At 71.4% G+C, this 24408-nt stretch carries 22 protein-coding genes; 17 read left to right on the forward strand and 5 right to left on the reverse strand.

What is annotated here, in order from left to right; genetic code table 11:
• Positions 1-44: 44 nt before the first annotated feature.
• Positions 45-845, reverse strand: coding sequence for a DUF1206 domain-containing protein (locus HD594_RS08870; RefSeq protein ID WP_184750625.1), 801 nt, complete (start codon positions 843-845; stop codon positions 45-47).
• 138 nt (positions 846-983) lie between these two features.
• On the opposite strand from HD594_RS08870, the gene HD594_RS08875 reads away from it, so the two are divergent.
• The 5 genes from HD594_RS08875 (at position 984) to rbfA (ending at position 7772) form a co-directional block, all read left to right on the forward strand.
• Complete coding sequence (locus HD594_RS08875; protein WP_184750626.1) at positions 984-2894, forward strand: lipase family protein; 1911 nt, start codon at positions 984-986, stop codon at positions 2892-2894.
• Between the two features lie 79 nt (positions 2895-2973).
• Positions 2974-3960 (forward strand): transcription termination factor NusA, encoded by a 987-nt coding sequence (gene nusA, locus HD594_RS08880; protein WP_184750627.1) that lies wholly within the window; start codon positions 2974-2976, stop codon positions 3958-3960.
• Between the two features lie 40 nt (positions 3961-4000).
• Positions 4001-4273, forward strand: coding sequence for a YlxR family protein (locus HD594_RS08885; protein ID WP_184750628.1), 273 nt, complete (start codon positions 4001-4003; stop codon positions 4271-4273).
• 60 nt (positions 4274-4333) lie between these two features.
• Positions 4334-7201, forward strand: a complete 2868-nt coding sequence (infB, locus tag HD594_RS08890) for a translation initiation factor IF-2 (RefSeq protein WP_184750629.1) — start codon at positions 4334-4336, stop codon at positions 7199-7201.
• A 136-nt stretch (positions 7202-7337) separates the two neighbouring features.
• Complete coding sequence (rbfA, locus tag HD594_RS08895) at positions 7338-7772, forward strand: 30S ribosome-binding factor RbfA (protein ID WP_184750630.1); 435 nt, start codon at positions 7338-7340, stop codon at positions 7770-7772.
• A gap of 6 nt (positions 7773-7778) precedes the next feature.
• Here rbfA and HD594_RS08900 read toward each other — a convergent pair whose 3' ends face one another.
• Positions 7779-8279: a flavodoxin family protein gene (locus HD594_RS08900; RefSeq protein ID WP_184750631.1), complete on the reverse strand. Its 501-nt coding sequence runs from the start codon at positions 8277-8279 to the stop codon at positions 7779-7781.
• 62 nt (positions 8280-8341) lie between these two features.
• Complete coding sequence (locus HD594_RS08905) at positions 8342-9208, reverse strand: A/G-specific adenine glycosylase (RefSeq protein WP_184750632.1); 867 nt, start codon at positions 9206-9208, stop codon at positions 8342-8344.
• 37 nt (positions 9209-9245) lie between these two features.
• Between HD594_RS08905 and HD594_RS08910 the strand changes: the two genes are divergently transcribed.
• The 8 genes from HD594_RS08910 to HD594_RS08945 all read left to right on the forward strand — a co-directional run bounded on the left by HD594_RS08910 (position 9246) and on the right by HD594_RS08945 (position 16872).
• Complete coding sequence (locus HD594_RS08910) at positions 9246-9932, forward strand: nucleoside/nucleotide kinase family protein (RefSeq protein ID WP_184750633.1); 687 nt, start codon at positions 9246-9248, stop codon at positions 9930-9932.
• Complete coding sequence (gene truB / locus HD594_RS08915) at positions 9932-10846, forward strand: tRNA pseudouridine(55) synthase TruB (RefSeq protein ID WP_184750634.1); 915 nt, start codon at positions 9932-9934, stop codon at positions 10844-10846. The genes HD594_RS08910 and truB overlap by 1 nt, the downstream gene beginning before the upstream one ends.
• Positions 10843-11211: a hypothetical protein gene (locus HD594_RS08920; protein WP_184750635.1), complete on the forward strand. Its 369-nt coding sequence runs from the start codon at positions 10843-10845 to the stop codon at positions 11209-11211. The genes truB and HD594_RS08920 overlap by 4 nt, the downstream gene beginning before the upstream one ends.
• 45 nt (positions 11212-11256) lie before the next feature.
• Positions 11257-11724, forward strand: coding sequence for a hypothetical protein (locus HD594_RS08925; RefSeq protein ID WP_184750636.1), 468 nt, complete (start codon positions 11257-11259; stop codon positions 11722-11724).
• Positions 11721-12695 (forward strand): bifunctional riboflavin kinase/FAD synthetase, encoded by a 975-nt coding sequence (locus tag HD594_RS08930; RefSeq protein WP_184750637.1) that lies wholly within the window; start codon positions 11721-11723, stop codon positions 12693-12695. The genes HD594_RS08925 and HD594_RS08930 overlap by 4 nt, the downstream gene beginning before the upstream one ends.
• A 32-nt stretch (positions 12696-12727) precedes the next feature.
• The gene (locus HD594_RS08935; protein WP_184750638.1) at positions 12728-13357 is read left to right on the forward strand and encodes a hypothetical protein; all 630 of its coding nucleotides are present in this window, start codon (positions 12728-12730) and stop codon (positions 13355-13357) included.
• 199 nt (positions 13358-13556) lie between these two features.
• Positions 13557-15719, forward strand: a complete 2163-nt coding sequence (locus HD594_RS08940) for a DEAD/DEAH box helicase (RefSeq protein ID WP_184750639.1) — start codon at positions 13557-13559, stop codon at positions 15717-15719.
• A gap of 124 nt (positions 15720-15843) precedes the next feature.
• Positions 15844-16872 carry a 6-phosphofructokinase gene (locus tag HD594_RS08945; RefSeq protein ID WP_184750640.1) on the forward strand — a complete coding sequence of 343 codons (1029 nt, stop codon included), beginning with the start codon at positions 15844-15846 and terminating at the stop codon, positions 16870-16872.
• A gap of 78 nt (positions 16873-16950) precedes the next feature.
• Here HD594_RS08945 and HD594_RS08950 read toward each other — a convergent pair whose 3' ends face one another.
• Positions 16951-19083, reverse strand: coding sequence for a S9 family peptidase (locus HD594_RS08950; protein ID WP_184750641.1), 2133 nt, complete (start codon positions 19081-19083; stop codon positions 16951-16953).
• Between the two features lie 51 nt (positions 19084-19134).
• Between HD594_RS08950 and HD594_RS08955 the strand changes: the two genes are divergently transcribed.
• The 3 genes from HD594_RS08955 (at position 19135) to HD594_RS08965 (ending at position 22140) form a co-directional block, all read left to right on the forward strand.
• Positions 19135-20040, forward strand: a complete 906-nt coding sequence (locus tag HD594_RS08955; RefSeq protein WP_184750642.1) for a phosphodiesterase — start codon at positions 19135-19137, stop codon at positions 20038-20040.
• 127 nt (positions 20041-20167) lie between these two features.
• Positions 20168-21637: an aspartate ammonia-lyase gene (locus HD594_RS08960; RefSeq protein WP_184750643.1), complete on the forward strand. Its 1470-nt coding sequence runs from the start codon at positions 20168-20170 to the stop codon at positions 21635-21637.
• An 83-nt stretch (positions 21638-21720) separates the two neighbouring features.
• The gene (locus HD594_RS08965; protein WP_184750644.1) at positions 21721-22140 is read left to right on the forward strand and encodes a DUF4190 domain-containing protein; all 420 of its coding nucleotides are present in this window, start codon (positions 21721-21723) and stop codon (positions 22138-22140) included.
• Between the two features lie 55 nt (positions 22141-22195).
• On the opposite strand, the gene HD594_RS08970 is transcribed toward HD594_RS08965, so the two are convergent.
• Positions 22196-23062 carry a fumarylacetoacetate hydrolase family protein gene (locus tag HD594_RS08970; RefSeq protein ID WP_184750645.1) on the reverse strand — a complete coding sequence of 289 codons (867 nt, stop codon included), beginning with the start codon at positions 23060-23062 and terminating at the stop codon, positions 22196-22198.
• A gap of 82 nt (positions 23063-23144) precedes the next feature.
• Between HD594_RS08970 and HD594_RS08975 the strand changes: the two genes are divergently transcribed.
• On the forward strand, positions 23145-24383 hold the full coding sequence (locus HD594_RS08975) for a PrsW family intramembrane metalloprotease (protein ID WP_184750646.1): 1239 nt from the start codon (positions 23145-23147) through the stop codon (positions 24381-24383).
• The last annotated feature ends 25 nt before the right edge of the window (positions 24384-24408 follow it).

Genomic DNA, 24408 nt, shown 5'->3' on the forward strand with positions numbered 1-24408 from the left:
ACCGCGGCCCCGGACCCACGAGGTCCGGGGCCGCGGCCGTCGGGTCACAGCTTCGCGTAGCGCGCGCGTGCGAACTGGTAGATGCCGTACGCGATGAGCCCGGCGCCGATGATCGCGACCAGCCAGGGCCCGAACGGCAGACCGAGGAGGCTCTTCAGCGCACCGTCGAAGCCCGCGGCCTTCTCGGGGTCCAGCTGCACGGCGGCGACGATCAGGAGGACGCCGATGATGCCGAGCGCGATGCCCTTCGAGATGTAGCCGACGATGCCGAGTGTGCGAACGCCGGTGCTGATCGTTCCCCCCGGCATCGAGATCTGCTCCTCGAACTTGCGTGTCGCGCCCTTGAACACGAAGTAGCCCGCGATCACGAGCACCGCGACCCCGCCGATGCCGACGAGGATCGGGCCGCCCGGGAGCTGGAGGATGCCGGAGGTGGTCTCCTCGGTGCTCTCCTCGCTGTCGGGGTTCCCGCCGAGGGCGGCGTTGAGTGCGACGTAGCCGAGGAAGAGGTAGGCGACGGCGCGTCCCCACGACGCCAGGCGCTCGCCCCACTTCGAGGCGCCGTCGCCGCGGGCGAGGATGCCCTCGACCACGTACCAGAGCGTGAGCGCGAGCAGGCCGATCACGAGCACCCACAGCAGGACGAATCCGAGCGGCGCGTCGGCGATGGCCTTCATCGCGCCGGACTGATCGCTCTCACCGCCTCCGCCGAAGGCGACCGCGAACGCGATCGCGCCGATGAGGATGTGGACGACGCCGTTGGCGGCGAAGCCGACACGGGCGAGGGCGCGGAAGGCGGGCGTGGACTCGGCCTTGCGCGCGACGTGTTTGTGCGTCGATGTCATGCGCTCACGATAGGACGCGAGCCCCGACCGCTCCGCCGGGCTTGACGCAGGAGGCCGGTTTGGCTACGGCTGGCTCGCGTCGCCGCGCACCGGGCGGCGGACGGCGCCACCGGACCCGGCCGCCTCTACGATGGCGGCATGGCACGCCCGCGGCCCGCCGCAGTGCGTCTCCGCTGGAGCGCTCTGCCGTGGTTCGTGCGCCAGGCTCCGCCGCGCGTCGTGCTCCTCGTGGGGCTCGCGACCGTCTGGGTGGGCCTGCTGCTGATCACACGCCCGCTGACCTCCGTGTTCCTGCTGGCCGTCTACGTCGGTCTGAGCGCGGTGGTGTCGGGTCTGTTCGACTTCGCCGTCTCCCACGGCGGGACGTGGTGGGGACGCGTCGTCGGTCTGGTCTGGATCGTTGTGGGGCTCGCGATCGTGATCGGCGTCGGCCGCAGCCTCGATCTCCTTCCCGACATCATGGCCGCGCTCCTGCTGCTCGGCGGGCTCACCTCGTTCGGGGACGCCGTGCGCGGCGGGCGGGTCACCGAGCGCGTGCTCGCCGCCGCCTGGGGCGCCGCGCAGGTGGTGTTCGGCATCCTCGCCTTCTCGTGGCCGGACGCCACCGTCCTCGTCGTCGCGGTCATCTTCGGCGTGCGCACGACCGTCTTCGGCATCACCCTCACGGTGCGAGGAGGGCGTGCCGTATTCGCGGGGCGGCGCAGCGCCTTCGCCGCCGAGGCGGCCGAGGAGGAGGCGGTGTCGCCCGGGACCGCAGAGGCGCCGCCGGTGCCGGCCGGGACGCCGGCCGCGCACCTGCCGCAGACCCGATTCACGCCCGCGGACGCGGGCCGGATCCTGCTCGCGGTCGTGGTGGTCGTCGCCGCCGGCGGTGCGTGGTGGATCGGCGAGCGCCTCTCCGAGGGATCGCCGGTGGTGGATGCGTTCTACGACCCGCCGGCGGACCTGCCCGCGGGCCACGGCGTGCTCCTCCGCGACGACGAATACGTCGGCCGTGCTCCGGAAGGCGCCACGGTGCGCCGCATCCTGTACACGACTCAGGACGCGCACGGCGAGCCCGCCGTCGCCAGCGCGCTGGTGATCTCGCCCGACGAGATCACGTGGACCCCGCGTCCCGCGGTGCTGTGGAACCACGGAACCACCGGCGTCGCGCGCGGGTGCGCCCCGAGTCTGCAGGACGGCTCCGCGACGAAGTGGGCGATCCCGGCTCTCGACGAGGCGCTCGCCGCAGGTTGGGTCGTCGTCGCGCCGGACTACTCGGGGCAGGGTGCGCCCGGGACCTTCCCGTACCTCATCGGGCTCGGCGAGGCCCGCTCGGCGCTGGACGCGGTCGTCGCCGCCGATCAGGTCGTGGGCGTGTGGCTGCGCGACGAGGTCGCGATCTGGGGGCACTCGCAGGGCGGGCACGCCGCCCTGTGGGCCTCGCAGATCGCGGCGGACTACACACCTCAGCTCGACGTGGTCGGCACGGCCGCGCTCGCGCCGGCCGTCGACCCCTATCAGCTCGCGTCGGAGCTGGCGACGCCCGATGCGCCCGCGACGCTGTCCATCCTCACCGCGTGGGTCGTCGTGTCCTACGCCGACACCTATGCCGATGTGGACCTGCGCGGGTACGTCAGACCCGGGGCGCGCGCCATCGTGCTCGAGATGAGCCAGCGCTGCCCCAGCGAGCCGGGCGCGCTGGTGAGCCTCGCCGCGGCGGTCGGGGTGTCGGAGGACACCTCGCTGTACGTCGGGGATCTCACCTTCGGCGCGCTCGGACGCAGACTGGAGGAGAACGCGGCGACCGGTCCGTGGTCGCAGCCGCTCTTCGTGGCGTGGGGAACCGACGACGAGGTGATCCCGCGCGACCTGCAGGAGGCCTTCGTCGCCGACGCGTGCACGGCCGGAACCCCGGTGCACTGGATCGTCGAGCGGGGGAGCGACCACCGGGGCGTCATGGTCCCGGGGTCCCGCGTGCCGCCCGCGCTCATGCGGTGGACGGCGGACCGGTTCGCCGGTGTGCCCGCCTCGATCGCGGGCTGTTCGTTCTTCGCGTCCTCACCGTGAGCGCTCAGCCTGCATCGGGTAACTTTGTAGGGTTCCGGCGTGCGCGACACGCTGGTGAGAGCTGAATACGGAGGCAAGCGTGGACATCGATCTCGGACTTCTCAAGACGATCGAGCGTGAGAAGGAGATCCCGCTCGACGAACTCGTGCGCATCATCGAACAGGCGATCCTCACCGCCTACGCCAAGCACAGTTCGCCGCAGGGGGAGCTGCCGGAGGGCGCACGCGCCGCCGTGGACCGCAAGACCGGACACGTCGCCATCTTCGTGCCGCTGCTCGACGACGAGGGAGCCGTCATCGGCGAAGAGGAGACGACTCCCGACGACTTCGGCCGCATCGCCGCGTTCGCCGCGAAGCAGGTCATCAGCCAGCGTCTGCGCGACATCGCCGACGACGCCGTGCTGGGGGAGTTCCGCGGCAAGGAGGGCGACATCGTCGCCGGTGTCATCCAGCAGGGGCCGAACCCGCGCATGGTCCACGTCGACCTCGGCACCGTCGAGGCGATCCTCCCGCCCGAGGAGCAGGTGCCCGGCGAGGACTACGCGCACGGCTCGCGCGTGCGGGTGTATGTGACGAGCGTCTCGAAGGGCGTCAAGGGGCCGTCGATCACCGTGTCGCGCACCCACCCCGGCCTGGTGCGCAAGCTCTTCGCGCTCGAGGTCCCCGAGATCCCCGCGGGACTGGTCGAGATCGTGTCGCTCGCCCGTGAGGCCGGCCACCGCACCAAGATCGCCGTGAAGGCGACCGACCCGACGATCAACGCCAAGGGCGCCTGCATCGGCGAGCTCGGCCGGCGCGTGCGCGCCGTCACCGAAGAGCTCGGCGGCGAGAAGATCGACATCGTCGACTACGACCCGGAGCTGGCGAAGTTCGTCGCGAACGCGCTGTCGCCGGCCAAGGTGACCTCGAGCTTCGTGCTCGACCAGTCCACCAAGGCCGTCCGGGCGCTGGTGCCCGACTATCAGCTGTCGCTCGCGATCGGCAAGGAGGGGCAGAACGCCCGCCTCGCCGCGAAGCTGACCGGCGCGAAGATCGACATCCAGCCGGACAGCATCCTCGAGTCCTGAACCCCGGCCGTGGAGCGATCGCCCAGAGCCGAGGTGTAGCATGGAACCCGTACGAACGTGCGTCGGATGCCGCGCGCGTGCCCCCCGGTCCGCTCTCCTGAGAGTGGTCTGCGTCGATTCGACGCTCGTCACCGACGAGCGTGCGGCGATGCCGGGGAGGGGCGCGTGGGTGCACGAGACGTCCGAATGCGTGGAGACCGCTCTGCGGCGCCGCGCGTTCGTGCGGGCATTGCGTGTGTCAGGCCCGCTTGACACGCAGACCATCGAGAAACGGCTGAACGGCTATGGACACAAAGTGAACGGCTCGAAATGAGACCCGTCCGCGACTAACGGTCTGCCCTGTCCTGGGGTGGGCCCCCAAGACAGGAGAATTGTGGCAAAACCACGCGTACACGAGATCGCCTCTGAGCTCGGCGTCGACAGCAAGGTGGCTCTGGCGAAGCTGAAGGAGCTCGGCGAATTCGTCAAGAGCCCGTCCTCGACCATCGAGCCTCCGGTGGCACGGAAGCTCCGTGCCGCCCTGCAGTCCGACGGCTCGGGCTCGGGCGCTCCCGCCGCCGCAGGCGGGGCGAAGCCCGCTCCGCGCCCCGGCGCACGGCCGGGACCGGCGCGTCCCGGCGCCGGCGCACCGAAGCCCGGTGCCCCCAAGCCCGCCGGCTCGAAGCCCGCTGACGCTGCGGCCACGCCCGCCGCGGGCTCCCGTGACGCCGCGTTCGCCAAGCCGGCCACGTCGCCTCGCGGCGCCGGCGCGGCGCCGGCCGCCCCCGCAGCCCAGTCCGGGCCCAAGCCGGCCTCGGCGAAGCCCGCTCAGTCGGCCCCCAAGCCGGGCGGCGCAGCGCCCAAGTCCGGCGGGTCCGCACCCAAGCCCGGCGGCGCAGCTCCCAAGCCCGGGGGTCCGACCCCGCAGCCGCCGCGCCCCGGCGGCGCCCCGCGTCCGGGCAACAACCCCTTCGCGTCGTCGCAGGGCATGGGCCAGCGTCCGTCCGGCCCGCGTCCGGGCAACAACCCCTTCGCGTCGTCGCAGGGCATGGGCCAGCGTCCCAACCCCGGCAACATCCCGCGCCCGCAGGCACCCCGTCCGGGGTCGCCGCGTCCGGGTGCTCCCCGCCCCGGCGGCGGCGGTCGTCCCGGTGGCGGCGGTCGTCCCGGCGCGCCGTTCCAGCAGCGTCCGGGCGGCGCCGGTCGTCCCGGCGGCGGCGGCGGTGGCGGCGGCTTCCAGCGTCCCGGCGGCGCGCCCGGCGGGTTCGCCGGTCGTCCCGGCGGCGGCGGCCGTGGTCGCGGTCCCGGCGGCGGCACCGCAGGCGCCTTCGGAAAGGGAGGCGGCAAGTCCAAGCAGCGCAAGTCGCGTCGGGCCAAGCGCCAGGAATTCGAGATGCGGGATGCCCCGCAGGTCGGCGGCGTCAACGTCCAGAAGGGCAACGGCGAGATCATCCGCCTGCGCCGCGGCGCGTCGATCTCGGACTTCGCCGACAAGCTCGAGGCGCTGCGCGGCTACAACGTCCAGCCCGGCACGCTCGTGACGATCCTGTTCAACCTGGGCGAGATGGCCACGGCCACCGAGTCGCTCGACGAGGCCACCTTCGAGGTGCTCGGCGAGGAGCTCGGCTACAAGATCCAGATGGTCTCGCCCGAGGACGAGGACAAGGAGCTCCTCGAGGGCTTCGGTCTCGACCTCGAGAAGGAGGCCGAGGAGGAGAACGAGGAAGACCTCGAGATCCGTCCTCCGGTGGTCACCGTCATGGGCCACGTCGACCACGGTAAGACCCGTCTGCTCGACGCCATCCGCGAGTCGAACGTCATCGAGGGCGAGGCCGGCGGCATCACCCAGCACATCGGTGCGTACCAGGTGTGGACCGAGCACGACGACGTCGACCGTGCGATCACCTTCATCGACACCCCGGGTCACGAGGCGTTCACCGCCATGCGTGCCCGAGGTGCGCAGGTGACCGACATCGCGATCCTCGTGGTCGCCGCCGACGACGGCATCATGCCGCAGACGGTGGAGGCGCTGAACCACGCCCAGGCGGCGAACGTTCCGATCGTGGTCGCGGTCAACAAGGTGGACAAGCCCGAGGCCAACCCGGGCCGGGTGCGCCAGCAGCTGACCGAGTACGGCCTGGTCGCCGAGGAGTACGGCGGCGACGTCATGTTCGTCGACGTGTCGGCACGTCAGGGCACCGGCATCCAGAACCTGCTCGACGCGGTGCTCCTCACCGCTGACGCGGGCCTGGACCTCACCGCGAACCCGAACAAGGCCGCGCGCGGCGTCGCCATCGAAGCCAAGCTCGACAAGGGCCGCGGTTCGGTCGCCACCGTGCTGATCCAGTCCGGAACCCTCCGCGTCGGCGACGCGATCGTCGCCGGCACGGCGTACGGCCGCGTCCGCGCGATGATCGACGAGAACGGCGAGCCGGTCGAAGAGGCTGCCCCGTCGCGTCCGGTCCAGGTCCAGGGTCTGAACTCGGTGCCCCGCGCCGGTGACGTGTTCATCGTCACCGAGGAGGACCGCACCGCTCGTCAGATCGCCGAGAAGCGCGAGGCCGCCGAGCGCAACGCGCAGCTGGCGAAGGCCCGCAAGCGCATCTCGCTCGAGGACTTCACCCGCGCTCTCGAAGAGGGCAAGGTCGAGTCGCTCAACCTCATCATCAAGGGTGACGTCTCGGGTGCCGTCGAGGCGCTCGAGGAGTCGCTGCTCAAGATCGAGGTCGACGAGTCGGTCCAGCTGCGGATCATCCACCGCGGTGTGGGTGCGATCACCGAGTCCGACATCAACCTGGCCACGATCGACAACGCGATCGTGATTGGCTTCAACGTCCGCCCCGACACGAAGGCGCGCGAGCGCGCCTCCCGCGAGGGCGTGGACGTCCGGTTCTACTCGGTCATCTACAACGCGATCGACGATGTCGAGCAGTCGCTCACGGGCATGCTCAAGCCGGAATACGAAGAGGTCCAGTCGGGCGTCGCCGAGATCCGCGAGGTGTTCCGCTCCTCGAAGTTCGGCAACATCGCCGGTGTCATCGTCCGCTCCGGAACGATCACGCGCAACGCCAAGGCGCGCGTCATCCGCGACGGCGTCGTCATCGCCGATGGCCTGGCCATCGAGTCGCTGCGTCGCTTCAAGGACGATGTCACCGAGGTCAAGACCGACTTCGAGTGCGGTATCGGCCTCGGCAAGTACAACGACATCCAGATCGGCGACGAGATCGAGACGATCGAGATGGTGGAGAAGCCGCGCGGCTGATCGCTCATCCGCTTCGGCGACGGATGACTCCCCGATAACGGGACCCCCGAGACCCCGACTATCGGGGAGTCATCCGTCGCCTCCGCTCCGCGCTCAGCCGGGGCGGTGGTGAGGGCAAAGAAGAGAAGAGACAATCATGGCCAGTGAACGACAGGCACGGCTTGCCGACCGCATCCGCGTGCTCATCGCGGAGCGTCTCGAGAAGGGGCTGCGCGACCCGCGCCTCGGCTTCGTCACGATCACGGACGTCCGCGTCACGGGCGACCTGCAGCATGCGTCGGTCTTCTACACGGTGCTCGGCACCGAAGAGGAGCGCGCCGCGTCGGGAGAGGCCCTGACGGCCGCGACCGGCATGCTGCGCAGCGAGGTCGGCCGCAAGCTCGGCGTCCGCCTCACCCCGACGCTGGAGTTCATCCCGGACGGCGTCCCCGAGAACGCCGGCCACATCGAGGACCTGCTCCGCGAGGCCCGCGAGCGCGACGCCGCCGTGGCGGGCATGGCCGCGTCGGCCGCATACGCCGGCGACGCCGACCCGTACGTCAAGCCGCACGAGGGCGACGACGAGGACTGAGCCGGCTCAGCCGGTCATGAGATCGGCCAGGTGCCGCCCCCAGGCGCGCGCCCGGTCGATCTCGCCGTCCAGCAGCGGACCCTCGTAGCCGTGGACGTAGAAGCTCTCGCGGGCGATCACGCTCAGGTGATGATGCTTCGCCTCGCCGGCGGCGGCCTTCGCAGCCGAGCCCGGAACCCACTTCTGCTCGACGTGCGTGTCGAACGTCGCGATGCGCGCCTTCCCACCGTCCGCGGGCAGATGCTCCAGCCAGTCCCGCAGGCCCTGCGACGACGGATGCTCCGCGCCGCGGTGCGCGGCATCGCTGCGCGTGCTCTCGCGCGACATCGAGAACCCGTGCGTGGGGCCGCCCGCGACGACCAGATCGACGTCCTCGGCGATGGCCGGGGGAGCGTCGTCGACGCGCCGGGTGTCCACCTGCATGCGCTCCGCGAGACCCGCGGCGATCGCATCGGCGACCTGGTGGGTGTTGCCCCACATCGATTCCGAGATGACGAGAGCCTTCATGCGCGCCACCCTCGTCGACGGGGGTCCCGAACGCCAGAGTCGAAGGTCACAGCGAGCGCGCGTCAGCGGGGGAGTCGCAGCATCCCGTCGATCGCCTCGGCGAGCCCGTCGGCGATGAGCGAGTCGATCGCGCGATCGCGCTGGCGCGCATCCGGCCAGCCGGCCAGCACGCCGTCCAGCGCCGCCTCGTGCCCGTCCGCTTCGCGGAGGATCTTCAGCACGGCCCCGCGCGCCTGGCGGTCGCTGCCCTCGTAGCGGGCCTGCCGGGGGCGCGCGTCTCCGGTGTCGGGGAAGCCGGCCGCGCGCCACGCGCAGTGTGCGGCCAGCGGGCAGCGCTCGCATGCGGGCGAGCGGGCCGTGCACACGAGCGCACCCAGCTCCATCGCCGCGGCGTTGAACACGGCCGACTCCGCGGTCCCGGTCGGCAGCACCGCCGACATCGTCGCGAGGTCGCGCCGCGACGCCGCGCCGGGCTGGCTGCGGCCGTCGATCGCGCGCGCCAGGACTCGGCGCGTGTTGGTGTCGACGACCGGGTGCCGGTCGCCGTACGCGAACACGGCGACGGCGCGGGCGGTGTAGTCGCCGATGCCGGTCAGCGCCAGCAGCGCCTCGACATCGCGCGGCACCACGCCGTGGTGACGGTCGCGGATCTCGACGGCCGCGCGGTGCAGCCACAGCGCCCGGCGCGGGTACCCCAGGTTCGCCCACTGGCGCACCGCGTCGGCCGGGGAGGCGCCGGCGAGCGCGGTCGGGGTGGGCCACCGCGCGAGCCACTCCTCCAGCCGGGGGATCACGCGGCCGACCGGCGTCTGCTGCAGCATGAACTCGCTCACGAGCACGCCCCACGCCCCGAACTGCGGATGCCGCCACGGCAGGTCGCGCGCGTTCTCGCGGTACCACGCGATGAGGGGCGCGGCGAGGTCGGGCATCCGTTCAGCGTAGGCCAGAACGCCTAGGCTGGAACCCATGCGCCTGCCGATCACGCCGACCACCACGCTGTGGCGCGAGCTGCGGGACGCGGTCAGGACGCGACTGCGCGGAGGGCGCGTGATCATCGCCGTGGACGGCGTCGACGGCGCCGGCAAGACGGTCTTCGCCGACGGCTTCGCGAAGATCCTCGCCGAGGACGGCTCGTCGGTGTTCCGCGCCTCCATCGACGGATTCCACCGGCCGCGGTCCGAGCGCTACGCGCGGGGGCGCAGGAGCCCCGAGGGCTTCTACCGCGACTCGTACGACTACTCGACGTTCCGCCGGGTGCTGATCGACCCCTTCCGCGACGGCGCGCAGACCTCCGGGTCGACGGGCTTCCAGCTCGCGGTGTTCGACGTCCACCGCGACGTCCCGGTCGAGTCGGAGTGGGAGACCGCCCCCGTCGACGCGGTGCTCGTCGTCGACGGCATCTTCCTGCACCGGCCGGAGCTCCGGGATCTCTGGGACTGGTCGATCTGGCTCGACGCGCCGTTCGAGCAGACGTTCGCCCGCATGGCGGTCCGCGACGGCACCGACCCCGACCCGTTCGCGCCGTCCAATGCGCGATACCGCGAGGGCCAGGAGCTCTATCTGCGCGAGGCCGATCCCCGTGCCGCGGCGACGGTCGTCATCGACAACGGCGACGTGGCGCATCCGCGCCTCGTCCCGGCCGGGGCGCGCTGATGGCCGCCCGCTCGCAGACGCCGGTCGCGCCCGGCATCCTGCTCGTCGACAAGCCCGGAGGCCTCACCAGCCACGACGTCGTCGCCCGCGCACGGCGAGCACTCGGCACGCGCAAGATCGGGCACGCCGGCACCCTCGACCCGATGGCCACCGGCCTGCTGATCCTCGGAGTCGAGGGCGCCACGCGCCTGCTCACCTTCATCGTCGGACTCGACAAGACCTACGAGGCGACGATCCGCCTGGGCGAGTCCACGGATTCCGATGACGCCGACGGCGAGATCACCTCGACGACGGATGCCGCGGGTCTGGCCACCGATGACATCCGCGCGGCGATCGCACCGCTGACCGGACGCATCTCGCAGGTGCCCAGCACGGTGTCGGCCATCAAGGTCGGCGGCAAGCGCGCGTACGATCTCGCCCGTGCCGGTCAGGACGTCGAGCTCGCCGCCCGCGAGGTCACCGTCTCGCGGTTCGAGGTGCGCGACGAGCGCCGCGGGGCCGAGACGATCGACCTCGACGTCGTCGTCGACTGCTCCAGCGGCACCTACATCCGTGCGCTCGCGCGCGACCTCGGTGCGGCGCTCGGCGTGGGCGGGCATCTGACGGCGCTGCGCCGCACGCGCATCGGACCGTTCGCGGTCGACGGCGCCCCCGGCCCGGATGAGATCGGCGACGGGCCGCTGCGCTCGCCCGCCGACGTCGCCGCCGCCGTCCTGGGGCGTCTCGACGTCACCGCCGACGAGGCCCGGGACCTCCGCCACGGAAAGCGGCTCGCCGGTCAGGCGACCCGCATCGCGCCATCGCGCGGGCCGGTGGCGGCGATCGACCCCGACGGTGTGCTCGTCGGCGTCGTCGAGAAGCGCGGCGCCGACCTGAAGAGCGCCATGAACATGCCCGAGGAGAGCGCCCGATGATCCTGTGGTTCACCGTCGTCCAGGTCGTCGTCGCCGTCGTCGCCGGCGTCCTCGGCATCGTGCTGGGGCTGGCAGGCCGTCGTCCCAGCGACCTCAGCGTCGGCGGGCTGGCCCTCCTCGAACTGCTGCTGATCGCGCAGATCGTCATCGCGATCATCGCGCCGCTCGCGGGCAATCCGCCGACCGGGAGCCTGCTGGAGTACTGGGTCTACCTCGTGTCGGCGGCGCTCATCCCGCCGGCGGCCGTCGTGTGGGCCCTGCTCGAGCGCAGCCGCTGGAGCACCGTCATCATGGGCGTCGGCGCGCTCGCGGTCGCCGTCATGGTGTGGCGCATGCAGGTGATCTGGACCGTCCAGGTCGCCTGAGCGCGGCGCGCGGCGGCATCCGCGGCGAATTAGAATCGAATCGCCATGTCGACGTCACCCCGCCCCCGCATGAGCGGCATCGGCCGAGTGCTCGTGATCGTGTACGCGATCATGGCGCTGGCCGCCACCGGCCGCTCGGTCGTTCAGATCATCGAGCGCTTCGACGAGGCGCCGCTGGCGTACTCGCTGTCGGCGGCCTCCGCCGTCGTCTACATCCTCGCCACGGCCGCGCTCGTGTTCGCCGGATCCCGCACGTGGTACATCGTCGCGTGGGTGGCGATCGTGTTCGAGCTCGCCGGCGTGCTGATCGTCGGCACCCTGAGCTATCTCGTCCCCGACGTCTTCGGGCACCCCTCGGTGTGGTCGTACTTCGGCGGGATCGGCCCGGACGGCTACATGGGGTACCTGTTCATCCCGCTCGTGCTCCCGTTCTTCGGACTGTGGTGGCTCGCGACGCACCGCCCGGCGGCGACCGCCCCGGCGCCCGACACACACGTCGCGGTGGCCCGGTGATCGTCTTCCGCGACCCCGCCGACATCCCCGCGGACTTCGGTCCGTCGGTCGTCGCCATCGGCAAGTTCGACGGCGTCCACACCGGGCACCGCGCCGTGATCGACCGCGCCCGCATCGACGCCGCCACCGGCGGCTCGCAGGTGGTCGCCGTCACCTTCGACCGCAATCCGCTCGCGCTGCTGCGACCCGAGATCTGCCCCGAGAGCCTCATCGGCGTCCACCAGAAGCTGGCGCTGCTGGCTGAGGCGGGCGTCGACGCGACCGTCGTGCTGCGCTTCGACGAGACGCTCGCGTCGCTGTCGCCGCGCGAGTTCGTCGAACACGTCCTGGCCGACCGGATCGGTGCGCACGTCGTGCTCGTCGGCGAGGACTTCCGCTTCGGTCATCGGGGCGCGGGCGACCCCGCCACCCTCGCCGAACTCGGCCGCGAGTTCGGCTTCGCCGTTCAGGTCGTCGAGGACGTCCGCGCGATCGACGCGGACCGGCGCGTGTCGTCGACGTGGGTCCGCGAGGCGCTGACGGACGGCGACATCGTCACCGCCGCGAAGCTGCTGGGGCGGCATCCGTCCGTGTGGGGAGAGGTCGTCCACGGACTCAAGCGCGGCCGCGCGCTGGGCTTCCCCACGGCGAACCTCAGCCCGGACCTCGAGGGCTTCGTCCCCGCCGAAGGCGTGTACGCCGGCTGGCTCGTCGACGAGGGCCCCGAGGGAGCCGACCCCGCGGCGGCCTCGCAGCGCAGCATCCGCTACCCGGCGGCCATCAGCATCGGGACCAACCCCACCTTCGACGACGTCGCCGTGCGGCAGGTCGAGGCCTACGTCCTGGATGAGACAGATCTGGATCTGTACGGACATCGCGTCGAGGTGCAGTTCGCCGCACGCATCCGCGGGATGACGGCCTTCTCGGGCGTCGACGCGCTCATCGATCAGATCGCCGACGACGTCGCGAAGGTTCGCGCCGTCCTGGGATAGCGTCGGAGTCACAGACAGCCGAAGGAGGCGCCATGTCGGCACCGCTCTGGCGCAGCGCCGCCGTCCTCGTGCTCGCGGGCGGGCTGTGCCTCGCCGGGACCGGCTGCCAGCCCGAACCGGCGCCCACCCCGACGCCCACGTCGACGCCGTCGGCCGCGGCGACGACCGCGGTGACGCAGACCCCGACGCCGATCGAGACCGAGAAGCCGCAGGACGCCCTGCCGGCATCCTGCGAGGACGCCTACTCGGCGGGGATGCTCGCGACGCTGACCCAGCAGATCCCGCCCCTGAACGACCCGGGCGTGACGATGCTGTCGACGCAGAACGTCGACCTGATCGAACTGCTCGATTCGGGCATCCCGACCATCCGCTGCTCGTGGGGCGGGCCGAGCGAATACGGCATGGCCACCAACATCTCGATCATCGACGCCGGTCAGAGCCAGGCCGTGCTCACCACGCTGCAGTCGACGGGCTTCGCGTGCCAGACCTACGCCGACGGGTGGCTGTGCAGCATCGAGGAGCGCGGCATCACGTTCGACGACCAGGAGTACAGCAACGGCGAGTTCCACTACGTCTCCGACGGGGCGTGGGTCGCGACCAGCTGGCTGAACTTCGACGCCACGGGGGTCACCGAGGACATCGTGCAGCACCTGTGGGGGTGATCTCGGCCTCGGCGCGGTAGACTGTCGGCAGGAGGCGTCGCCTTGCGCCGCGGCTCGCAGAAGCGAGTGCCAGCGACCGAGGGCGGCAGCGTCCGATCCCGCGCCCGATGCGGCGCGCGCCGCCCGCGGGAACCGCAGCACAGCACGTCCGCACCCGGCTACCCGGCCGGGCGCTTCGGCACACAGGCTCAGGAGGAGCATGCCGACCACGGCAACAGCCGTCCAGAACGGCAAGACCCAGCGTCGTCGCAAGCCCGCGTCCGCGCGACGCGACGACGACGCCCCGATCATCCCGATCCTCGCCCGCAAGGTCCGCGAGGTCGAGGCCAAGGCCCAGCGCGGCAAGCTCGGGCCCACCAACCGCGTCAAGTTCCAGGTGATCGCCTTCCTCGTCCGCGAGGAGCGCGCCCGCGTCAAGGCCGACGACGCGATCGCCGACGGCGTGCGCGCCGAGCTGCTGAAGCGGCTCGACGGCGTCGCGACGATCCTCGCCAAGACCGCCGCGCGTGACACCTCGCTCATCCAGCTGCTCGAGGTCGACCAGGCCACCTCGCCGGTCGCGCGCCGCATGCGCCGGGACTGGCTGCTCGAGTCCGGCGCCGAGCTCGCCCCCGACGAGCTGATCATCACCGACGCCGCGCCCGCCGCCGCTCCGGTGGTGCCGCCCGCTCTCGCCGAGCGCCAGGTCGTTCCCGAGGCGATCGAAGCGCGCAAGCTCGCCAACCCCTTCCTCGCACCCGACCTGACGATGCGTGCGCCGAAGGAGACCCCGCGGCGTCGCCTCGACGGCTGGGAGCTCATGGGCCCGCTGTACAAGGCGTTCGAGACCGGCGCCGGCGGAGGCTCGGCGACGATGGACCTCCCCGGTGTGCCCGAGTTCGACCGCGTCTCCCCGCGGGGCCTGGAGATCATGCCGCACCAGTCGCGGTTCCTCGAGGCCGTGCGTGAGGGGCACCGGACCTTCCTGCTCGCCGACGAGCCGGGTCTGGGCAAGACCGCGGAGTCGGTGCTGGCGGCATCCGTCGCCGACGCCTACCCCCTGCTCGCGGTCGTGCCCAACGTCGTCAAGATGAACTGGGCCCGCGAGGTCAAGCGCTGGACGCCGCAGCGCCGCGCGACCGTCATCTCGGGCGACGGCGAGGACATCGACGCGTTCGCCGACGTGTTCATCGTCAACTACGAGATCCTCGACCGTCACCTGTCGTGGCTGAGCTCGCTCGGCCTGAAGGGGATGGTCGTCGACGAGGCGCACTTCATCAAGAACCTCACGTCGCAGCGCTCGCAGAACGTGCTCGCGCTCGCCGGCCGCATCCGCGAGCAGGTGCGCGACCCGCTCATGCTGGCCCTGACCGGAACCCCGCTGATCAACGACGTCGAGGACTTCGATGCGATCTGGCGGTTCCTCGGCTGGACCAACGGCGAGAAGCCCGGCGCGGAGCTGATGGGGAAGCTCGACTCGACCGGCATGACGCCGGCCGACAAGGCCTTCTACCCCGAGGCCCGCGACGCCGTCATCTCGATGGGCATCGTGCGGCGAAAGAAGAAGGACGTCGCGAAGGACCTTCCCGACAAGCTCGTCGCCGACCTGCCCGTGGAGCTCGACGACGAGTACGGACGCTCGATCCGTCAGGCCGAGAAGGAGCTCGGGGAGCGCCTCGCCGCCCGCTACCGCCGCATCATCGACGCGCGCGGCGACCGTGGCCTGGCCCCCGGCCAGGTCGACGACGACATCGTGCGCCTGGTCGCCCAGAACGAGCTCGAGGAGTCCAAGGCCGCCGGCACCGGCTCCGAGAACGTGTTCACCATGGTGCGCCGCATCGGCCAGGCGAAGGCCCTGCTGGCGGCGGACTATGCGCTGCAGCTCCAGCGCTCCGTCGACAAGGTCGTGTTCTTCGCGAAGCACATCGACGTCATGGACGCCGCCGAGGCGCACTTCGCCGCGGCAGGACTTCGCACCGTCTCGATCCGCGGAGACCAGTCGACGCCCGCGCGTCAGCAGGCCATCGACGCGTTCAACACCGACCCCGAGGTCGGAGTCGCAGTGTGCTCGCTGACGGCGGCCGGTGTCGGCCTGAACATGCAGGCGGCCTCGAACGTCGTGCTGGCCGAGCTCAGCTGGACCGCGGCCGAGCAGACGCAGGCGATCGACCGCGTGCACCGCATCGGACAGGACGAGCCGGTCACGGCATGGCGCATCATCGCCGCGCACACGATCGACACCAAGATCGCCGAGCTGATCGACTCGAAGCAGGGGCTGGCGCAGCGCGCACTGGACGGCGACGCGGTCGACCCGCAGTCGAGCGATTCGGTGCAGCTCTCGGCGCTCATGCACCTGCTCCGCCAGGCCCTCGGAGCCGAGTAGGACGTTCGTCCTCCGGGGTTCGGATGCCGTCGCCTGCCGTGTGGCCAGGCGACGGCATGCGGCGCTAGTGTCGGGTGTGGCAGCGTCGCCGAATCGTGAAACACCCTGACAGCGAGGACCAGACATGAAGATCGGCATCCTGACCAGCGGAGGCGACTGCCCCGGCCTGAACGCCGTGATCCGGGGAGTCGTGCTCAAGGGCACGACCACCTACGATCTGGAGTTCGTCGGGATTCGCGACGGCTGGCGCGGCGTCGTCGACGGCGACTTCTTCCCGCTCACGCGGCACGAGGTCAAGGGTCTGTCCAAGGTCGGCGGCACGATCCTCGGCACCAGCCGCACCAACCCGTACGAGGGTCCGCGCGGCGGCGCCGAGAACATCTCGAAGACGATGTACGGGCACCGCCTCGACGGCATCATCGCGATCGGCGGCGAGGGAACCCTCGCCGCGGCGAACCGTCTGGCCAACGACGGCATCAACGTGCTGGGCGTCCCCAAGACCATCGACAACGACCTGCGGGCGACCGACTACTCGTTCGGCTTCGACACCGCCGTCAACATCGCCACCGACGCGATGGACCGCCTGCGCACCACGGGCGACTCGCACCAGCGCTGCATGGTCGCCGAGGTCATGGGCCGCCACGTGGGCTGGATCGCGCTGCACGCCGGCGTCGCTTCGGGAGCGCACGTGATCTGCATCCCCGAGGTGCCCATGTCGATCGACCAGATCGCCCAGCAGGTGACCTCGGCCCACGACCGCGGTCGCGCACCGCTCGTGGTCGTGTCGGAGGGCTTCACCCTGACCGGCATGGATGAGGCCTACAGCGACAAGGGCCTCGACGCGTTCAACCGGCCGCGCCTCGGCGGCATCGGCGAGATCCTCGCCCCCGAGATCGAGCGGATCACCGGCATCGAGACGCGCGCCACGGTCCTCGGCCACATCCAGCGCGGCGGGTCGCCGTCGGGCTTCGACCGCGTCCTCGCGACGCGCCTGGGCCTGCACGCGGCCGACGCCGTCGTCGATGGGGCCTGGGGTCAGATGGTGGCCCTCCGCGGCACCGACATCGTCCGCGTGCCGTTCGGCGAGGCGCTCGGCGAGCTGAACACGGTCCCGCAGTACCGCTACGACGAGGCCGCAGCCCTCTTCGGCTAGGGTGCTTCGCCTGGCTGCGCCCGCCCGGCGTCCGGGATGGTCCGGGCGCCGAGCGGGGAGCAGCCAGAAGGAAGCGTCCTACGCGTCGGCGACGCCGAGGACGTCCAGCAGCCAGGCCAGCTCGAACGCGCGCTCGCGCCAGGCGTTGTAGCGGCCCGAGACGCCGCCGTGGCCGGCGACCATCTCGCACTTCAGCAGCGCGTCGGCTCCGACCTCGCGCAGACGCGCGACCCACTTCGCCGGCTCGACGTACAGCACGCGCGTGTCGTTGAGCGAGGTGACGGCGAGGATGCGGGGGTAGGCGACATCCGCGCGCACGTTCTCGTACGGCGAGTAGGACTTCATGTACGCGTACACGTCGGCGTCGTGGAGCGGGTCGCCCCACTCGTCCCACTCGATGACCGTGAGCGGCAGTGACGGATCGAGGATCGTCGTCAGCGCGTCGACGAACGGCACATCCGCGAGGATGCCGGCGAACAGCTCGGGAGCCAGGTTGGCCACGGCGCCCATGAGCAGTCCGCCCGCCGATCCGCCTTCGGCGACCATGCGGTCGGGGGTCGTGTAGCCGTGGTCGACGAGGTGCAGCGCGCAGTCGACGAAGTCGGTGAACGTGTTGCGCTTGTTCAGCAGCTTGCCGTCCTCGTACCACTGGCGGCCCATCTCGCCGCCGCCGCGCACGTGCGCCACGGCGAAGACGACGCCGCGGTCGAGTTCCGACAGCCGCGCGACCGAGAAGGCCGGCTCGATCGAGTGCTCGTACGAGCCGTAGCCGTACAGGTGCAGCGGGCGCGGCGCGATGCCGGCCTCGCCGAACGACCGCTTCCACACCAGGGAGATCGGGATCTGCGTGCCGTCCTGCGCCCGCGCCCATACGCGCGCCTGCTCGTACCGTTCGGGGTCGTAGCCGCCGAGCACCGGCTGGCGCTTGCGCAGCATCAGCTCGCGCGTGGCGAGGTCGAGGTCGTAGACGGTCGCCGGCGTCACGAACGATCCGTACCCCAGCCTCAGCACCGGGGGAGCCCATTCGGGATTGCCGCCGCCGCCGACGGCGTAGAGCGGCTCGTCGAACGAGAGCTCGTCGACGTCGCCCGTGGCGTAGTCGAGCAGGCCCAGCCGCGCGAGACCGCCGCGACGGTAGGCCACGACCGCCAGGTCGCGGAAGGTCGACATGCCGAGCAGCCGCTGGCCGGGCCGGTGGGGCACGACCGTCGTCCGCTCGCCGGAGGGGTCGGATGCCGGCACGCGCACGAGTTCGAAGTCGAGGGCGCCGTCGTTGTGGAGGATGAAGAGCACGTCCTCGCCGTCGACGACGGCGTGCTCCGCCTCGTATTCGATCCCTTCGCGGCGCGGCCACACGACGCGCGGTTCGCCGCGGAGGTCGTCGGCGTCGAGGATCCACTCCTCGGAGGTGATGGAGGAGCCGAGCCCGATCACGAGGTACCGGTCGCTGCGCGTGAAGCCGGCGCCGACCCAGAAGCGCTCGTCCGGCTCGTGGAACAGGCGCACATCGTCCGACACCGGCGTCCCCAGTTCGTGCAGCCAGACCGTGTCGGGGCGCCAGGCATCGTCGACCGTGGTGTACACGATGAACCGGCCGTCGGGGGAGAAGCCCGCACCGGCGAAGGTGTCGGGGATCTCATCGGGCAGCTGCTCGCCGGTCGTCAGGTCGCGCACCCGGATGAGGTAGCGCTCGTCGCCGGCGGAGTCGACGCCGTAGAGCATGCGGGTGCCGTCGTTCGAGATCTCGAAGCTGCCCAGCGAGAAGAACTCGTGTCCGTCGGCCTCGACGTTGCCGTCGAGCAGGATCTGCTCACCGGGAACCTCGGTGTCGGGGGAGAGGACCGGGGGAGTCCAGTCGTCGTCGGAGGCCAGCGGCGCCCGGCAGTGGATGCCGTACTGGCTGCCCTCGACCGTGCGCCCGTAGTACCACCAGTGCCCGCGGCGCACGGGGACCGACAGGTCGGTCTCGAGGGTGCGGCCCTTGATCTCGTCGAAGATGCGCCCGCGCAGCTCGTCGAGGTGAGCGGTGCGCTCCTGCGTGTAGGCGTTCTCGGCCTCGAGGTGCGCGATGACGGCGCCGTCCTCCTTGGCCCGGAACCACTCGTAGCGGTCCTCGATGTCGTCGCCGTGGTGGCTGCGCACGCGCGGCTGCGGCGATGCGACGGGCGGGAGGGGGCGGGTTCGATCGGCGGAAGCGTCTGCGGGACTCACGAGCCCACGTTAGCCGAGCGCCGCCGGCGCAGCCGGTCCTAGGCTGTGGGCATGACGGCGGCTCCAGTGCAGTTCGGTCAGCATCCTCCCGCGCGGCGCACGATCGTCCACCTGAGCGACACGCACCTGCTCGCCGGGTCGGCGCGTCTGGGGGACGTCTACGACACCACGGCGAACTTCCTGCGGGCGCTCGAGGCGGTCCAGGCGCTGCGCATCCGCCCCGACGCCATCGTCTTCACCGGCGATCTCACCGACCTCGGCGAGCCCGTCGCGTACCGTGCGCTGCGGGATGCGGCCGAACCGGTGGCGCGGCGGCTGGGGGCGCCCCTGGTGTGGGTGGCGGGCAACCACGATGAGCGTCCGGCGATGCGATCGGCGCTGCTGGACCTCGACCCGTCCGAGGAGCCGGTCACCGGAGTCTGGGACCTCGGCGGGCTGCGGCTGATCGCCCTGGACACGACGGTCCCGGGCTGGCATCACGGCGACATCGACGAGGCGCAGCTGGCGTGGCTCGCCCGCACGCTCGCGCAGCCGGCCCCGCTCGGGACGGTGTTGGCGATGCACCATCCGCCTCTCCCCAGCCACATCCCCGTCTTCGAGATCCTCGAGCTCCACAACCAGAAGCGCTTCGCCGACGTCATCGCCGGCACCGACGTGCGGGGGATCCTCGCCGGTCACCTGCACTACTCGACGTCGGGGACCGTCGCCGGGATACCGGTGAGCGTCTCGTCGGCCACCTGCTACGCGATGAACCTCGCGCGTCCCGCGGCGGACGTCAACGGCATGGACGCCGGTCAGTCGTTCCACCTCGTGCACGTCTACGACGACACGATCACACACTCGGTGGTGCCGGTCGTCCAGGCTCCGACGGGCGAGTTCTTCTCCGAAGAGTGGGCCGCTCAGATGGCCGCGCTCACCCCCGACGAGCGCCTCGAGGCCTTCTCGCGCAAGCGCTGACGCCGGATCACCGGACACCGCGTCCACTCGCCGCCCGGTGATTCGCCGCGGCGTACAGGGGGTTCGGAGTCGCGCGGGGCTAGTGTCGGGTCATCCCTCACCGCCGCGACCCACAAGGACTTCGCACATGGCTCTGGACGCAATGACGCGCACCCGCACCGAGACCGATTCGCTGGGATCCCTCGAGATCCCCGCCGACGCCTACTGGGGCATCCACACCGCCCGGGCGATGGAGAACTTCCCGATCTCCCGGCGCCCCATCTCGGTCTACAGCGACCTCGTGCGGGGCCTGGCGATGGTCAAGCAGGCGGCCGCGCGCGCCAACCGCGAGATCGGGGTCCTGGACCCGGAGCGGGCCGACCTCATCGACCGCGCCGCGCAGCTGGTGATCGACGGCGACTACCACGACCAGTTCATCGTCGGCGTCGTGCAGGGCGGGGCGGGCACCTCGACCAACATGAACGCCAACGAGGTCATCACCAACATCGCCCTCGAGCTCGCCGGGCGCGAGAGGGGCGACTACGACTACCTCTCGCCGATCGACCACACGAACCGCAGCCAGTCCACCAACGACGTCTACCCCACGGCGATCAAGGTGGGGCTGAGCCTGGATCTGGTGTCGCTCCTGGACGAGCTCGATCTGCTCCGCCAGTCCTTCCTGGCCAAGGCCCGCGAGTTCCATGACGTCCTCAAGGTCGGCCGCACCCAGCTCCAGGACGCCGTGCCGATGACCCTCGGCCAGGAGTTCAACGGCTTCGCCACGACCCTCGGCTACGACCACCAGCGCCTCACCGAGAACGCCTACCTGCTGTTCGAGGTAAACATGGGCGCGACCGCGATCGGGACCGGCATCACGACCCACCGCGGCTACTCCAGCGCCGTCGTGCGCCACCTGCGCGAGATCACCGGGCTGGACCTCGAGCTGGCGGGGGACCTCGTGGAGTCCACGAGCGACACCGGATCGTTCATGTCGTTCTCGGCGTCGCTCAAGCGCAACGCGATCAAGCTGTCGAAGATCAGCAACGACCTGCGCCTGCTCTCGTCCGGCCCGCAGGCGGGCTTCGGCGAGATCAACCTCCCCGCGCGTCAGGCGGGCTCGAGCATCATGCCCGGCAAGGTCAACCCGGTCATCCCCGAGGTCGTCTCGCAGGTGGCCTTCGCGGTCGCCGGCGCCGACGCGACCGTCACCATGGCGTCGGAGGCCGGGCAGCTGCAGCTCAACGCGTTCGAGCCGATCATCGCGCACTCGATCTTCCAGTCGATCACGTGGATGCGGCGCGCGATGCGCACGCTGCGTGTCAACTGCGTCGACGGCATCACCGCCAACCGCGAGCGCCTCGGCGCGATGGTCGGCTCATCGGTCGGCGTCGTGACGGCGCTGACGCCCTTCATCGGCTACGCAGCCGCGGCGGCGCTGGCCAAGACCGCGCTGCTGACCGGCCGCAACATCGCCGACCTCGTGGTGGAGGCGGGACTGATGTCGCGCGAGGAGGTCACCAAGCAGCTCTCGCCCGCGCGGCTGAGCGGTCTCGAGGCGATCACGGCGGTGATCCCCATCCAGGCGGCAGAGGACCTGCTCGCCGGCCCGGAGGAGTGATCGGGCGGGTGTCGGCGGGGCGGTTGCCCGCGCCGTCGCGGCGTCGCTAAGTTCGACTCGTCCGACGACTTCGAGAGGCCGCCATGACCGACCCGCAGAACCCCGCAGACCAGCCCGCAGCGGCGCCCACTCCGCCGCCCGCCTACAGCTCCGCCCCGCCGCCCGCCTACGCGTCGGCGCCGCCGCCCGCACCCGGCGCCCCGGCGCCCGGTGCTCCCGTGCCCGGCAAGACGATGGGCATCGTCGCATTCGTCCTGTCGTTCTTCTTCGCGCTCATCGCCCTGATCCTCGGCATCGTCGCGCTGGTGCAGAGCAAGAAGGCCGGCGCCTCGAACGGCTGGGCGGTCGCGGCCATCATCATCAGCTCCGTGGCGATCGTCCTGGGGATCATCCTGACCATCGTGTTCCTGTCGCTGGGCGCCGCCGTCTTCACCGGCGTGTGCGGCGAGCTCGGCTCGGGAACGCACATCCTGAGCGACGGCACCACCATCACCTGCCCCTGACGGCATCCGCTCGCAGCGAAGGCGCCCTCCGGGGCGCCTTCGCCCGTTTCCGGCCTCAGGCGGTCATGCGGCAGTGGGTGGTGAGCGCCCCGATGCCGTCGATGCCGACGGTGACGGTCGACCGGTCGCGCAGGAAGACCTGCGGATCGCGCGAGTACCCGGCACCGCCGGGGCTGCCCGTCGAGATGAGCGTCCCGGGCAGCAGCGTCGCCGACTGCGACAGCTGCGAGATGAGCGTCGCGACCGTGCGCACCATCTGGCCGGTCGAGGCGTCCTGCATCGTATGCCCGTCCAGCTCGGTCCAGATGTGCAGGTCCTGCGGGTCGGGCACCTCGTCGGCGGTCACGACGAACGGCCCGGTGGGGGTGAAGCCGTCGAAGGACTTGCAGCGTGACCACTGCGCCTCGGAGTACTGGATGTCGCGGGCGGTGATGTCGTTGACGACGGTGTAGCCCCAGACGTGGTCGAGGGCGTCCTCGACGGCGACGTCCTTCGCGGACCTGCCGATGATGACGCCGAGCTCGGCCTCGTAGTCGATCGATTCGCTGAGCGACCGCGGCCACGTGGTGGTCTGGTCGTGACCGGTGAGCGAGTTCGGCCACAGCACGAACACGGTCGGGGTGTTGTCGGTCTTCAGCCCCAGCTCGCTCGAGTGCGCCGCGTAGTTCAGTCCCACCGCGAGGATCACCGGCGGCGCGAGCACCGCAGAGGCGTAGGTCACGTCGTCGAGCGGATCCCGCGCCGGCGCGGCCGCCACCGCCTCGCGGACGCGCTGCAGCAGGTCGTCGCCGCCGGCGATCAGCTCCTCGATCGTGGTCGGGGCATGCGCGAACAGGCCGCCGATCGCGACGGCGCCGTCGCCGTCGACGGCCACGAGGTGGGGACGGTCGCTTCCGGGCGGGGAGATGTGGGCGAAGCGCATCCGTCCACGCTACCGGCGCGTTCCCTGCCGGATCGTTCATGTGAAGGTTCGCCCGGTGCCGCCTCGGCCCTAGGCTGACGGCATGACGCTCCCCGAACCGTCGAGCAGGCCGCGCCCGTCCCTCGTGCCGCCGGAGTTCCCGTCGCCGCTGGCTCAGCCCAGTCACGCCCGCGCGGCGAGCATCGCCCCGCCCGCGGCCGCCGCGGCGCCGGTCCCCGCGGGTCCGCCCGTGCCCGCGGGAGCGGCTCGACGGGGCCGCTCGGCCCCGATCTGGCTGTTCGGCATCCTGCTGGTCGTCCTGGTCATCCTGATCGCGTACTTCCTGACGGCGATCGGGCCGGCGGCTTCGATCATCGGCATGGTGCTCGCGCTGCTTCCGCTCGCCGGCGTCCTCCTCGCGGTGCGCATCGTGGACAGGTGGGAGCCCGAGCCGATCGGGCTTCTCATCCTGGCCGTCGCGTGGGGAGCCGTCGCGGCCGTCGGGATCGCACTGGGTGTGGATCTGCTTCTCGCGGTGATGTTCGGGCAGAGCTCGTCGACGGCGGCCGAGGTCCTCTCCGCGGTCGTCCAGGCCCCCGTGGTCGAGGAGGTCGGCAAGGGTCTTGGCCTGCTGGTGATCCTGGCGGTGGGGCGCCGAGCGTTCGACGGCCCCGTCGACGGCATCGTCTACGGCGCGCTCATCGGCGCCGGCTTCGCCTTCACCGAGAACATCCAGTACTTCGCCATCAGCCTGATCGACGGCGGTGTCGCCGATGTCTCGGTCACGTTCTTCATGCGCGGCATCCTGTCTCCGTTCGCGCACGTCATGTTCACCAGCGTCACCGGCTTCGCCGTCGGGCTCGCCGTGCGCCGTGGCGCGTCGGTCGGCGGCGCGCTGGGACCGTGGGCGGTGGGTCTCGCGGGCGCCATCGCGCTCCACGCCCTGTGGAACGGCTCGGCCGTCCTCGGCGACTTCTTCGCCCTGTACCTGATGCTGCAGGTGCCGCTGTTCGTGCTCTTCATCTTCGGCATCGTCTTCCTCCGCCGTGAGGAGGCGCGTCTGACCCGCGCGCGGCTGTCGGACTACGCCGCCGCCGGCTGGTTCACGCCGCAGGAGGTCGACATGCTCGCCACCGGGCGGGGACGCAAGGCGGCGATGGACTGGGCGGGCACCCTGCGGGGCGACCGGCGCCCGCTGATGCGGTCGTTCATCTCCGATGCGACCGCGCTGGCGGCGGCGCGCCAGCGGGCGCTCACCGGTCGCGACCCGCACGCAGCCGACGACGAGCGGATGTTGCTGGACCGCGCGACGGCGGCGCGCGCCGCGCTGTTCGCACCGTGAGCGGGGCTCTTGACACCGTGATCGC

Origin of the sequence: Microbacterium thalassium (genome assembly GCF_014208045.1) — a bacterium.
Taxonomy (GTDB): Bacteria; Actinomycetota; Actinomycetes; order Actinomycetales; family Microbacteriaceae; genus Microbacterium; species Microbacterium thalassium.

Coding starts and splice junctions, on each gene's coding strand:
- HD594_RS08960 (WP_184750643.1), top strand. CDS start 20,168: ATGGCTCTGGACGCAATGACGCGCACCCGCACCGAGACCGATTCGCTG.
- HD594_RS08905 (WP_184750632.1), bottom strand. CDS start 9,208: ATGCCCGACCTCGCCGCGCCCCTCATCGCGTGGTACCGCGAGAACGCG.
- HD594_RS08885 (WP_184750628.1), top strand. CDS start 4,001: ATGGAACCCGTACGAACGTGCGTCGGATGCCGCGCGCGTGCCCCCCGG.
- HD594_RS08965 (WP_184750644.1), top strand. CDS start 21,721: ATGACCGACCCGCAGAACCCCGCAGACCAGCCCGCAGCGGCGCCCACT.
- HD594_RS08935 (WP_184750638.1), top strand. CDS start 12,728: ATGTCGGCACCGCTCTGGCGCAGCGCCGCCGTCCTCGTGCTCGCGGGC.
- HD594_RS08970 (WP_184750645.1), bottom strand. CDS start 23,062: ATGCGCTTCGCCCACATCTCCCCGCCCGGAAGCGACCGTCCCCACCTC.
- HD594_RS08910 (WP_184750633.1), top strand. CDS start 9,246: ATGCGCCTGCCGATCACGCCGACCACCACGCTGTGGCGCGAGCTGCGG.
- HD594_RS08940 (WP_184750639.1), top strand. CDS start 13,557: ATGCCGACCACGGCAACAGCCGTCCAGAACGGCAAGACCCAGCGTCGT.
- HD594_RS08955 (WP_184750642.1), top strand. CDS start 19,135: ATGACGGCGGCTCCAGTGCAGTTCGGTCAGCATCCTCCCGCGCGGCGC.
- HD594_RS08900 (WP_184750631.1), bottom strand. CDS start 8,279: ATGAAGGCTCTCGTCATCTCGGAATCGATGTGGGGCAACACCCACCAG.
- HD594_RS08975 (WP_184750646.1), top strand. CDS start 23,145: ATGACGCTCCCCGAACCGTCGAGCAGGCCGCGCCCGTCCCTCGTGCCG.
- HD594_RS08870 (WP_184750625.1), bottom strand. CDS start 845: ATGACATCGACGCACAAACACGTCGCGCGCAAGGCCGAGTCCACGCCC.
- HD594_RS08945 (WP_184750640.1), top strand. CDS start 15,844: ATGAAGATCGGCATCCTGACCAGCGGAGGCGACTGCCCCGGCCTGAAC.
- truB (WP_184750634.1), top strand. CDS start 9,932: ATGGCCGCCCGCTCGCAGACGCCGGTCGCGCCCGGCATCCTGCTCGTC.
- HD594_RS08920 (WP_184750635.1), top strand. CDS start 10,843: ATGATCCTGTGGTTCACCGTCGTCCAGGTCGTCGTCGCCGTCGTCGCC.
- HD594_RS08875 (WP_184750626.1), top strand. CDS start 984: ATGGCACGCCCGCGGCCCGCCGCAGTGCGTCTCCGCTGGAGCGCTCTG.
- HD594_RS08925 (WP_184750636.1), top strand. CDS start 11,257: ATGTCGACGTCACCCCGCCCCCGCATGAGCGGCATCGGCCGAGTGCTC.
- rbfA (WP_184750630.1), top strand. CDS start 7,338: ATGGCCAGTGAACGACAGGCACGGCTTGCCGACCGCATCCGCGTGCTC.